Source organism: Oligoflexus tunisiensis, assembly GCF_001748245.1.
GTDB classification, from domain to species: Bacteria; Bdellovibrionota_B; Oligoflexia; order Oligoflexales; family Oligoflexaceae; genus Oligoflexus; species Oligoflexus tunisiensis.
In genome coordinates, this window is sequence record NZ_BDFO01000001.1 from 2,421,044 (window position 1) to 2,434,136 (window position 13,093).

At 52.7% G+C, this 13,093-nt stretch carries 8 protein-coding genes; all 8 read left to right on the top strand.

Features of this window, described 5'->3' with window-relative positions; all coding sequences use genetic code 11:
- Positions 1-23: 23 nt before the first annotated feature.
- The 8 genes from OLTU_RS10555 to OLTU_RS10590 all read left to right on the top strand — a co-directional run bounded on the left by OLTU_RS10555 (position 24) and on the right by OLTU_RS10590 (position 12,891).
- Positions 24-3,170 (top strand): zinc-dependent metalloprotease, encoded by a 3,147-nt coding sequence (locus tag OLTU_RS10555; RefSeq protein WP_141732722.1) that lies wholly within the window; start codon positions 24-26, stop codon positions 3,168-3,170.
- A 295-nt stretch (positions 3,171-3,465) separates the two neighbouring features.
- A complete protein-coding gene (locus OLTU_RS10560) occupies positions 3,466-4,773 on the top strand; it encodes a glycoside hydrolase family 18 protein (RefSeq protein WP_141732723.1) in 1,308 nt (435 codons plus the stop codon).
- Between the two features lie 323 nt (positions 4,774-5,096).
- The gene (locus tag OLTU_RS10565; protein WP_141732724.1) at positions 5,097-6,761 is read left to right on the top strand and encodes a tetratricopeptide repeat protein; all 1,665 of its coding nucleotides are present in this window, start codon (positions 5,097-5,099) and stop codon (positions 6,759-6,761) included.
- 165 nt (positions 6,762-6,926) lie between these two features.
- Complete coding sequence (locus tag OLTU_RS10570; RefSeq protein ID WP_141732725.1) at positions 6,927-7,571, top strand: hypothetical protein; 645 nt, start codon at positions 6,927-6,929, stop codon at positions 7,569-7,571.
- A 154-nt stretch (positions 7,572-7,725) separates the two neighbouring features.
- A complete protein-coding gene (locus OLTU_RS10575; RefSeq protein ID WP_141732726.1) occupies positions 7,726-8,517 on the top strand; it encodes a hypothetical protein in 792 nt (263 codons plus the stop codon).
- A gap of 275 nt (positions 8,518-8,792) precedes the next feature.
- Complete coding sequence (locus OLTU_RS10580) at positions 8,793-10,835, top strand: vWA domain-containing protein (protein WP_141732727.1); 2,043 nt, start codon at positions 8,793-8,795, stop codon at positions 10,833-10,835.
- A gap of 12 nt (positions 10,836-10,847) precedes the next feature.
- Complete coding sequence (locus OLTU_RS10585; protein ID WP_141732728.1) at positions 10,848-11,729, top strand: fibrinogen-like YCDxxxxGGGW domain-containing protein; 882 nt, start codon at positions 10,848-10,850, stop codon at positions 11,727-11,729.
- A 223-nt stretch (positions 11,730-11,952) separates the two neighbouring features.
- A complete protein-coding gene (locus tag OLTU_RS10590; RefSeq protein WP_218110415.1) occupies positions 11,953-12,891 on the top strand; it encodes a collagen-like domain-containing protein in 939 nt (312 codons plus the stop codon).
- Positions 12,892-13,093: the final 202 nt, after the last annotated feature.

Below are 13,093 nucleotides of genomic sequence, written 5' to 3' on the forward strand. Positions count from 1 at the left end.
AGTACATGATTTAGGGAAACCATATGAAGAAGATTTTACTTTGTTTGCCGATCATCGGGATGGCTCTGTCCTGCGCGAAGACCAGACCAACTGAACGAGTTCCGGATATCAATGAGAACCGCTTCGAGAAAGCGCCGCTTGTCAACTCGGACACATGGTTCGCGAAAGAAACGATCGTGGCGACTGATACGCTGGGCGGCTTTGGCTTCGTCGGCCTTCAGTCCAGCGTCGTTGCGGGCAAGTTCGAATTCAGCAAGGACAAGCTGAAGTTCATCCGCGCGGCCTCCTATGATGCCAACAAGGAAACGCTTGATTCGGTCATCTATTCCTGGGACGTGGAACACTCGGAATACCGCCTGAGCGAGAGCGGCGGTAAGGTGTCCAACCGTCAGGAAGAGAATAATTACCTTGAGTGGAACAAGAAGCGTTACTTCAAGGCCGATCTTTCCGAAGCCGATCTGACCCTCATGGATACCAAAGGTGAGGCCAGCTGCTTCGAGAACGTGACCAAGAGCCTCGTTCCCGAATCGCAAAGCATCAAAGCTGATCGTATGTCCTTCGAAGTGGATTATACCTACCGTCTCAAGGATGAATGCTGGTTGAATTACATCCAGCGTGCTCTTTCCGAGCAGACGACTCACACGGTCCGTGTGCGCTACTCGTTCATTCCAGCTCCTGCGAATGGCGACTACACACCATACCGTTATACGGACGACACTGATCCTCTATTCGATAAGTATGGTTATTTCACGACCGTGGTGGAAGCCAAGCGCGAGGATAACCGCCTCGAGAACGTGTTCCTGATGAACCGTTGGAATCCGAACAAGACCCATACCATTTACTTTGCTCCTGGCTTCCCCGCCGAGCACAAGTGGCTGTACAATCATCCCGAGTTCGGTGTGATGGCTCGTACCAACGAGATCCTGGCCAAACACAATATCAAAATGCGTTTCAAGATTGAGGACGCACCGGAAGGCGTGGTGTTCGGTGACCTGGGTTACAGCTTTGTCAAGTTCGTCGAGGAGTCCTCGTCCGAGTCTCCCCTTGGCTACGGTCCATCCGATCCCAACCCATTCACGGGTGAGCTCATCGGTTCGAACTCGATCATCTGGACCTCGAGTCTGAAGTTCTATGTGGAACGCATCAAGGCCGCGATTGAGTCGGCTGATTCGCGTGAGAATCAGTCTGCAAGCGACCTCTATTCCAAGATCGCAGATATTTTTGGCGATGAAACCGGTCCTGACCAATGGACGGATACGGCCGCACCTCTGACAACTGTCCAGAGAGGCGATAAAGCCGAATTTGCCACCGATGCCGCGCGCGTGTTCCACCTCCTCCTGCCCAAGTATACCTACGCGCCTTACAGCCTTTACTCTCTGCCAGCCGGCATGGAGTCGCCTGAAGTCAAGGTTGCGAACGACATCCTGAAGAAACTCAACACGTATGCTGAGATCAGCCCTCGCATCGTGGATCCCAACCTGTTCCAGGCCACCCCTGGCGCCGCCTTCGACCTGGATCAGCGCCGGTATCAGAACTACTATAAGGACCGTTTCGAAGTGGAATCGGCTCTTCCGCAACTGACCCGGGCCACAGAAAATGTGGTCAGAATTCAGCAGGAAAAGCTGCGCCAGCGCCTGACGAAGAGAGCGGCCAATGCCAACACCATCCACTATCTTGATGAATCCGCGCAGGGTCTGGGTGATGCTGACATCAACGGCATGACAGCCGAGCAGATCATCGATTCCATCCTTTATCGGGTGGCCATCCATGAGTTCGGACACAACCTGAACCTTCGCCACAACTTCATGGGCAGTGTCGATGGCGTGAACTTCCATGGCGATCAGGATCTGATCGATCGCGAAGGCAAGGTCATCGTCGGCGCCGACGGCAAGCCTGTTCGCTCCAAAGTCAGCACGGCCTCCGTGATGGACTATCAGGACCTGGTGGACGAGATCCGGGAAACCTTTGAGTGGGGCAAGTACGATGAGGCAGCTCTGGCCTTTGCCTACTCGAGCGGCAAGATCGACCTGGCAAAAGAGAACAATACCCTTTACCTCTACTGTACGGACGAGCACCGCAGCCTCAACGCCATGTGTAACGTCTACGACAAGGGGACAACGCCTTCTCAGGTTGCGCTGAGCCTTATCGAAAACTATGACGACAGCTACGCTGTTGCCAACAAACGCTTTGGTCGCGCCTACTGGGATTCGTTCAGCTATGCGGACTCGCGTTTCAACACCATGATGCAGCTGCGCAAGTTCCTGCCCTTCGCGTTCCAGACTTTTGATTCGACGATGGATACGGAACTGAGCAAGTTCGACTTCGACACGGCAAAGCGTGATGAGATCCGTCGCGACATCAAGAATGACCAGTATCAGGCTGGTTTGATGGTGGCCGCCTTCTATCATGCTGTGATCCAGCAGTCGAAAGCGGAACGTCCCTTCCTTGACGACGTGACCAAGAACGGCTCGCTGCGCACGATCGGTATCGGTCCGGACAAGCTCTATGCCGCCTACTTCCTGTTCGGTGCGCCTGAAATCCAATACTCGGTGAAAGATTACTCGGCTCCGTTCTCCTTCCTGAGTCTGCGCAGTGTTTCGAGCGCATTCGAGGAAATCCTGAAGGTGAACCTGAAGAACCAGCCTGATGCCTATCAGGGCTTCATCAACTTCGGTCGCATGCTGTACGCGGAGACGGTGACGAACTACCTCTACAGCTCGGATTATGAACTCCGCTCGCGTTCGGACATCAAGTGTCTGTCGGCTGAAAATATGAAGACATACTTCAAGCCTGAGCTGAATGCCTTCCCCGCGTTTGACCCGGATCATAAGATCCGTGTTGACGAGGCCGGAAACCAGGTGACCTCGCGTTTGAAGGCTGTGAATCTGGTTCCAGAGCGCAAGGAGCAGATCCTGTCGGATAAGGGTCTGGCCACCAAGTTCTTTGGTCAGAAGTCCAGCATCGCAATCGTCGAGTTCGCTGGCAACTATCTGATCGCCTCAAGTTCTGACAACCCCTATACCTTCGATATGCTCACCCCAATCGCTGCCGATTGGTCGAACGGATACGCGGTGGAAGCCGAAGCCTCGTACATCTTCGAATACTATAGGTACCTGAGACAGCTCGAAGGACGCCTTGTCCTCGACCGCTGTAACGACAGTATTGAATGATCGCTGCTTAAGTCAGCTCGTCGAAGCACTGACCTCCGGGTCAGTGCTTTTTTTTTATCTGCGAATGCCACATTAATACCAGCTGGCAGCATGAGTGATATTCTGTATTTGCATGTAACTATCTAATGCACTTGTGTTTATAAAAATTCATAAGAACTGACGAAGAAACATTGGACTAAATTGGTTTGGGATTGGTATTACTTTTCTAATTTCATGCAGCATGCAAACAAAGTGAAGATTTTCAAAAGGACACGGCAGACGTTGTTTCTCCAGCTGAAAATTTAAGGGAGGCATTATGTTGAAACTGAAGAACTGGGCCATGGTCATGGGATTGATCTTATCAGTCAACAGCGCGAAGGCCGTCGCGAACATCCCCGATACGGCACCCAGGGTGGTGGCCACCTATTATCCGGAGTGGGCCGTGTATATGCGGCAGTATCCTGTTGAGCGCATACCTTTCGACAAGATCACGCATCTCATGTATGCATTCCTTCCCATCTGTGGACCCAATGAAAGTTTGAAAGTTTTGAATCCCAACGGTCATGCCCTTCTCCTTCAGGAATGTCTCAACAAGAAAGACTATGAGGTGACCATCCATGATACCTGGGCTGCCCTCGGGTCGACTCACAACAACTACGGGAAGCTCCTTCAGCAGAAGCAAAAGCACCCTCATCTTAAAGTGCTGATTTCCATTGGCGGCTGGAGCCTGTCCGACCCTTTCCATTATCTGGTCAAGTCCCAGGCATCCCGTGCTGTGTTCATCAATTCCGTGGTTCGCTTTCTCGAGCAGTATCCCATCTTTGATGGAGCTGATCTGGACTGGGAGTATCCGGCAGGAGGTGGAGCCAATAGCAGTCTTGGTTCGGAGGATGAGGGGGAAAATTTCATAGCGCTGGTTCAGGAAATGCGTGCGGCCCTGGACAAGGCTGGCGCTGAGAAGCAGAAGCACTATCTCCTCACCGCAGCCGTGGGATCAGCGCCGGCGAAAATATCCAAGGTTCCCTATGAAAAACTCTACACCAATCCTCAGCGTCCCGGACTCGATCTGATCTTTGCTATGACCTATGACTACTACGGTGCATGGGACGGCATCCGGGGTCATACCGCAGGGCTTTTCCCTGCGGCGAATCCCGTGCTGCCAGGATTCAACGGTCATGAATCCATTCAGAATCTGATTCAGGCTGGTGTTCCTCGCGAGCGACTGGTCCTGGGCGTCTCCATGTATGGACGCGCCTGGCAGGATATTCAAGCGGAAGCAGGCTCGCCATTGAGCGCATCCAAAACGGATAATCTTGCCAGTGCCTGGGCTTTGGAACAGGGCATGTGGGAACCTGGAGTCATGGATTATAAATTCATCCAAAGCCGCTACCGCAATCATCCGGAATTCACTTTCATCTTTGATCAAAAAGCCAAAGCTCCCTATCTTTGGTCTGCCACCCGGAAAAAACTGATCAGCTATGACAACAGTTGTTCAACCTCCTACAAGCATAAATATGTGAAGGAGAATGGACTTGCGGGAATCTTCGGCTGGGAAATCGACTCCGATAATGGCGATCTGCTGAATGCCATGCTCGGCCAGCCGCCTGTGGAAGAATGTCCCTAAGTAGAAGGCTCAACGGAACCAACCGGGTAGGGCTCGTAAGCCTTCTGGCAAACGAGGCCCCTGCCTTTCCACGGCGAATTTCATTTACGCCAGCTCATGATCCCCGACGTTAAGTGCCATACTTCCATGGGTTTTCCTTCTCGAATCCCAGGTATAAAACCGCTCATATTTTATCGCAATCAGTAGGCTGTGACGCTGAGTAGCAACTCTCAATTCTGAATCTTAACAAATTGTATATTTCGTTGCGTTGACACTTGACAGTGAGCTGGCTAACTAGAAACGCAAAGTTCTTATGGCCATCATTATTCTAAGGAGTAATTCTGATGACTCGCTTCCTATCCCTGGGAATTTTCCTTGCTCTAAGCCTGCAGACTGCACAGGCCATGGCGCATGGGAATACCCCTCATGAAGATCACTGCTCGGAGATGGCGGACCACCAGCTGGGAAATTATACCTTCCCAATTTCCACGACGAATCCAGCGGTTCAAAAGCTCGTCAATCAAGGTATAAACTGGGCCTTCGGCTTCAATCACGCTGCCGCTGAGGAACGCTTTGAAGCAGCCTTGAAACTCGATCCTGAGTGTGCCATGTGCTATTGGGGTTTGGCTTATGTCAAAGGACCCAACATCAATGCACCCATGCCCGCCGAGGCTGTTCCCGTGGCATTTCACGCGATCAGCGAGGCCATTGAAAGACTCGATCAAGTTACTACCAAAGAAGCTGCTTTGATCCGCGCGCTGTCAGCACGCTATACAGCGAATCCTGCGGACGATCGCGTCGTCCTGGATCAGGCCTATGCCAACGCCATGAAGGAGGTTGCCAAGGCCTATCCGGATGATGAGAATATCGCGACTTTGGCCGTCGAAGCGCTCATGGACACGATGCCTTGGAATTATTGGACCCCCGATGGAAAACCTCGGGAAGGTACCGAGGAGATGATCAGGACCCTAAAGAACGTGCTCGAGAAGAATCCTTTGCATCCAGGAGCCATTCATTTCCTGATTCACATTGTGGAAAAGGAGCGACCTGAGTTGGCTGAAGCGGAGGCCGATCGTCTGGTGGATCTGGTCCCAGGCGCAGGCCACCTGCAACACATGGCCGCGCATATCTATATCCGGGTTGGGCGCTACCACGATGCGGTGCGAGTGAACGAACTTGCCATCAAAGCTGATCAGGAATATTTGGCCATGTGCCCGGATCCGGACAATCCCTATCGCCTTCTCTATGTGCCCCACAACTATCATTTCCTGGTGGCTGCAGCCATCTTCGAAGGTCGCGAGCAACTTGCCCGTAAGACTGCCCAGGACCTGCGCAAGTACATTGAACCCTATGCGCAGCAGTCTCCCGAAGCTGTGGATCTCCAGCAGTTCTGGATCACCCCTCTGCTCGCCGCGATTCGGTTTCAGGACTGGACCAGTGTCATGCAGGAAGCTGAACCCAGAGAGAGCTGGATTTATGCCCGAGCTCTCTGGCATTTCGGTCGCGCCCGAGCCATGATCAGCATGGGCAAGGTCGCGGAAGCCTCCGTTGAAATCATGCGTATGGAAGAACTGGCCATGCGGGAGGATATGAAAACCTCGCTGCTCGCAGGACTCAATCCAGCCGCCCATGTGCTCATGATTGGAGTGGAGGAAGTCAAAGGCGAGCTGGCCTTCATGCAAAAGAATTTCGACCAGGCCATCCAACACTTTCATCAGGCTGTGGAACGGCAGGATAGTCTTACCTACATTGAACCACCTGCCTGGTATCAGTCGATGCGTCTTGCTCTTGGGAAAGCCTACCAGGCGGCTGGACGTTATACTGATGCCGAGCGGGTTTATCGGGAGGATCTGGACGAATTCCCTAAAAACGGCTGGGCCCTCTTTGGACTCTATACAAGTCTGTCTGCACAGCATCGACTCGATGAAGCTGCACAGGTCCTTGCGGATTACAAAAAGGCCTGGCAATACGCGGATACGGAAGCCGGTCCCGACCAGATCGACATTTAATTCTAAAGCAGGCTCGCCTCGCATGAGGCGATGCTTTATGCAACTTGCTGTAATGACGATCGAAAAGACGAAATATCGGAATCTCTCCCTCCTGCACAAATTTCTAAACTTTTACCCCGTTTCGACCGATAGACTGGTGCCACATTACATCCGGAGTGACACCATATGAAGCTGCGAAACCGCCTTTTCATGACTTTGGGAATCCTTGGACTCGTCATGGGCTGCACGGATGGTCGATTCAAGGGCGGAGGTTCCAGTGCTCAGGCTCCGCTGGAAAAACCCGTCGAAACGGAAAAAACAGCAGATGCCACCCCCACGGTCAACGCAGAGTTTGGAGTGGATGGGGTCTTTCGCATTGGGGATGGGACAGCGGGCGCTCAAAGTGCGTGTGTCGGGGAACTCAAATCCTTCGATCTCAAAGGCACGATCTACTACTTCCAATTCGAAGTGTTAAATGATGATACACAGGTTGAACTGTCCATAGGCAAGATCTGTGGCGTGGACCGGGCGGATACCAATGTTGTCTCCGTCATCAGGAGCGATAGCGGAACCGAGCAGCTTCCCGAAAAAGTTCTTCCGACCGATGCGTCTCAACTTGCTCAACCCGTCTGGACACCTTTCCCCGCTTTCAAGCTTCAAAAGGGAACTTATTCAGTCGTCGTGACCTCGAAAAATGTCCTTGGCAAACCCAAAGCACCGGGCCCGGCTACGACCCCTTCCGGGGTCGACGACCATGATGACTTTCTGATTGGAAACATCATTCTGAAAGGTGACAAGCCTATCCAATCTGTCAAAGTCTATGCAGAATGATCTCGAGAAGGAACCGGCCCATCTCGCGGAAGCGGGATGTGGCCAAATAGGCTGATTTTCCTGTCTTCCCTAATTTGATTGACAGCTCCTAAAACTCCCCGCTATTCACAATAAAAGATTATTGAACAAACTCGAACGAACAGGGAAATCATTGATGATACGATTCCTCGTAGCCACATTTTTGACTCTTGCAGGTACGCAATTAAGCTTTGCAGCTAATTCGCGTGAAGTTCTGAGGGTGAGACTGCACATTCCGCGCGGAGACTCCTGGTACAATATGCGTCTGCCCAGGCCTCAAAATATCAATCCCTTTCAAATTTTTTATACGCCGAGTCGAGATTGTAACGAATTTTATCTCAGCGTTGGGGTCTGGTATCCGGGAGCATCGTCCTGGGACAATGCTTATTATGACGGCTCAGTCTTCACCACAGACGATCAAGATGTCCACTCAGTCCAGTTTCGTTTTCAATCCCGGTACGCCGACCAAACCTGTGATATCACCCTGGTGACGTTCGATCAGGTCCCCGGGCCGCAGCCACAGCCGGAACCAGAACCAGAACCGGAACCACAACCTGAACCGCAGCCAGAACCGCAGCCAGAGCCGGAGCCAGAGCCGGAGCCGGAGCCGGATTTACCTGGTCAATGGGTTGAAGCTGGCACTTTAAACTTTCCCGGTGGTGCCAACAAACAAGGCAACCTGCAGTTGAATTCGGCCTACTATGCGCGTGATATCGCCATTAAAGTTCCTGACGATTGTCAGGACATCCGGATCGATGAGGTCGGAATTCTGCGCCAGACTCTGTACACGAAGGCCAATCCATTGCCCAACAACCCTGGAGTTTTCCGGCTCGATGAAATTTCTTCCTTCCGCAACGCGCGTGTGGTCATCAGCGGTCCTGAAGGACAAGGCTGTCAGATAGGTTTCTTCGTTTACGATCACACGTGAAGGAGGCACCATAAGATCTCGCACAACCCAGTTTTACAATTTAAACGATGCGCGGTGTGGACTGCCGCAGTGAGCTTCCCATGACCTCAAGGTAAGCCTGGCCTTTTCCGATATAAGGCGGGCCTACAGGATGTAGGCCCTGAATCGGTTAAAGCCTAGGAAGGGAGCTCGTTGTGGTTCATCTCTTTGATTCAAGAACTTACCGACTTTTCCTGCTTCTCCCCATCCTCCATATCACCGCTTGCGGAAGTAAAGAATTCCATGGATCCACTCCGGTGCAGCAAACGCCCGTTTTCGATGCAGACGTCTCTGTCTCGCCACTGGAAAGCCAGGAGACCAGTCTGCCGACTCCGGTTGCCATGAATCCCGATACTTTGGAGGGACGGTATCCCGCGGCCCAGGTCCTGACGGATCAGCTTCGCTTCACCATTGATACACAAGTGGTCACGACCGAGTTTGAACTCAAGGATATCCATAAGGAACAGAGGGAAGTTTTCCGCCAGGTCGCTCGCGAAAGTCGTATGGAAACCTTTCAGCAGGGGCACCCTCCCAAAGGGAAACAGGATGTCTTTGACCAACAGGCGCAGAAGGGACCTGTCGATATACTGTTGGTTATTGACAACAGTATTTCCATGACGGAAGAGCAGATAAATTTGAGCGACAAGATGCACGATCTGGTCGCATCTTTAGGAAACAGTGACTGGCAGATAGGAGTTATCTCCACAACCGCCGTTTTTGAAAACGGTGAACCGCAATGTCTGATGAACGTCATCCGATCGACGGAACCCGATGCTGCCGCAAAGTTCAGAACCGCGGTCCTGGCGGGAACCACCGGTGATTCGAATGAGCAAGGGATCCTTCAAGCTGTGGTCGGCCTTTCCTGTCCTTCGCGCCCCTGGCTGCGCTCTCAGACGCCCGTGGCCGTACTTATAGTGTCCGATGAAGATAATTGCAGTGCGGATGGTGTGGATTGTCGCGGCAGTGTTGCGGAAAACGAAAATTACCTCATTCAATTTGTTGAGCAAACGCTGGGTCGGGAAATCGGTAAAAATGCCGGCTTTTATGGGATTTTCTCTCCGCCTGCTGACCCTTGCCAGACATCCCCGAATGTTGGACTGCAATACCAGCGACTGGTGGATTACAAGGCCCAGGGTATGGTGAATTATGGAAACATTTGCGATGCCAGTTACAAGACGACTTTGAATCGAATTTCCGACAACATCGCCGTCCTCCTTGGCAGTCAGTTTGAGCTCAAGGAGACGCCCCTGCCGGACAGCCTCAAGCTGAAGCTGGTCCTGAGCGGAGGGACGGAAAAGATTCTGGAGCCTCATGAATTCAGCCTGAATCAAAGGACAATCCTGTTTGCTCCTGGCCATGAACCCCCTGCCAGTGCCCATCTGGTGGCCGATTATTTGGTTGCAGGCCAACCTTTGTGGAAAAAGCTAACACTCGCGGAAAAACCCGGCCAGGACACACTGGAAGTTCGCATCAATGATGAGCTGCTCGAGAAACACCAGTACCAGTGGAACGACAGAAACCTGGAATTTGCTGATTTTCCTCCAGCGAACGCTGTGGTTCGTATCAACTATGCGCTCGATAAGCCGCTGAACAAAAAATTCAGTCTCTCGTCGCCAGCCCTTGCGGACTCGCTTCAGGTTGCCATTAATGGTCAGCCCACCCAGGCCTGGCATGTTGATGCCCGGGGACTGGAAATCGTCTTCGACCCGGCTCCTGCCTATGGTTCTGAAATTGCTTTGACGTGGACCTCACGCGTGGGGCCGCAATTGACCTATGCTCTGCCTGTCGCCACCGAGAGCAGCGGCCACAAGATTTGGGATGGGACCTGGTCGGTGCCCTTTGCCGAGAATGAGGGACTCTTTACCATTCCGGCTGCAGTTCATCGACCCGGCAAGACGCTCACCCTCCAGTATGAGATGCCGGATGCTCGCACCCGGACATTCCCTCTTGCGCATAAGCCCATTCCTCGAAGTGCCCAACTGGAACAGGGGGATCATAGCTGTCAGTTCGGAGCGGGACTGGAGTTGATGGATGATCAACTTATCAGCACCTGCGGCGTCAGAAGTCGCACGGAATTTGTCGTGACCTATCAGTATTACGAGCCGCAATCGGAATTCACTTTGCCCGGCGTTGAGAATCCTGAAATCGGCCATTGGAAGGTCTATGTCAATGGAGTCGAGACGGATGATTATGTCCGCAAAGGCTCGACCTTTACCTTTCCTGTGCCTGTTGCACCCGATGCCTTGATCGGACTGCAGTATACGCTCCCAGGAACAGGTTCCATTTCTCCAAGTTTATAAAGGAACCCTGCGATGAACCGTGTCATGCTTGGTTGTTTCGTCTTTGTTCCACTGCTCGCTTGTCACGCGCGAGAGCAACCTCGTGCTCCGGATGAAGGCGATACCTCCGTTGTCATTGGTGCCGAATCCGGAGTCCAAGGCCATGCCAACGACTTGCCGCAGGGACCGGAAGAAGGGCCGGAGCCTCAGGAGCTTCCCAAGGCTGATGTCGACTCTCAGGAAGAGGACTTTTTTCCTGAGAGCTGCCTGGCCTTGAAGGCCGCGGATCCGTCTCTGCCGAGTGCGGTTTACAACATTTATCCTCAGAACGGGGCACTCCAGGGAATGGCGATGCCAGCCTACTGTGATATGGAAACGGACGGCGGCGGCTGGACTCTGATTTTGAACTACAATCACAAAGGTACGACCAACCCTGAGTTGGCCGTTCGAGTTGATAGTCTGCCGCTCCCGGGGAGCGATGTTCTCGGGATTGACGAATCGCTTGAATTTGAGCATTGGGGGCATGCCGGCAACGAAATGCTGCGTGCTCTTACGGGTTTCCGTGAGCTTCGCTTTTACTGTCGTTCCTCGGAAAATACGCGAGTTTTACACTTCAAGACGGCTGACGTGTCCTGCATAGAGGCTGTGCAATTGGGAAATGGCAGCTGCGGGAATCTGAGGAATAATTTCATTCCCATGAACGATCATACCGCGATCCTGCCCGCTTCTTTGGATCGCGCAGAATTCGATAGGTTTGATGAAACCTTGACCTATAACACATTCGGCAAGACGGAAGCCGAGACCCCGGATCGCATGTGGAGTATTCGTGCGGAGCCCAGTCAACAAGTCTGGGAGTGCGACTACGGATCGAACAGCGCGACCTTTCATACACTTCATCGTGTCTGGATTCGCTAACAGTTCACGCGCGGAACGCAACGTGTCTCGACAGATGACGCTGACCAATAAGGAAACAATTCTTCCATGGTCAGCGTTTTGCTTTTTCATAAATTCGCGCCTTTTATCCTGAATAATTCATGCTTTCGATTCAACTTGAGCCGTGTTCTTTATTGAGCATTGTAAATTCTCATTTGTTTTTTTTTGCTGTAGGATGGCAGCCTAACTTTATCTGGAGTTCTCCGTGAAATTACTTTCGTACACTTTCGTGTCAGCTTTGTTGCTGTCCAGCGTAGGATCATTGGCGATCGCCGATGAAAATAAGGCTCGAACCGGTTACGGGCATAAAGGCCCTCCCGGCCCTCCCGGCCCTCAAGGCCCAAAGGGAGAAAAAGGCGATCCCGGACCAAAGGGGGATAAGGGGGACACCGGCTGGCAAGGTCCTAAAGGTGACAAGGGAGATAAGGGCGAGAAGGGCGATAAAGGTGAGACTGGACTAACTGGTCCTGCTGGCCCATCTGGTCCTCAAGGTGACAAGGGAGATAAGGGCGACAAGGGCGATAAAGGTGAGACTGGACTAACTGGTCCTGCTGGCCCGGCTGGCGCAAAAGGTGAAAAAGGCGAGAAGGGAGATAAGGGCGACACCGGACTTGCTGGACCCGCCGGTCCTCAGGGTCGTAAGGGTGAGAAGGGCGATAAAGGCGATAAAGGGGATGTTGGGCCGGCAGGTCCCGCTGGTCCTAAAGGTGATATTGGTCCGATGGGCTATCCTGGTTACGCAGGTCCCGCTGGCCCCCAAGGTCCAAAGGGTGAAAAAGGTGAAGTCGGTCCGAGAGGGTTGCCTGGTCCTGCTGGTCCGCAAGGTGAGAAAGGCGAAAAAGGTGATGTCGGTCCTGCAGGGACGGGTCCTGCTGGTGATGAAGGTCCGCGCGGACCACAAGGCCCGAAGGGACCTTCTGGTGACGAAGGTCCACGCGGGCCCAAAGGTGATGCGGGACCGATGGGCCCTCCCGGACCTGCTGGCACGAGCTGCACGCTTGTCGATATTGGAAATGGAACCGGCAAGATTACCTGTGGCGATATCACACTCCACGTGGTCCTTGCTTCGATTACGGATCTTATGCCTGAAGAAGCTGCTCTGGAAGAAGAAATGCCTGAAGAAGTCATGCCCGAAGAATATTAAGCCCGAACCTTGGAAATAGAAAATCCAGTGATAACGAAGCCAGCGAAGTGTCCTTGGGCTTCGTTTTACTATCCCCTGCTCCAACTCCTATCTGGTCTGCTTATCTCTGAAAATCCCATGATGGTTCTGCCGCTATTTGGAAAAACCCCAAGTCCGTCTTGCGGTTTTCGACGCCAATCTCTGAAGAACAAAGGATTAATGG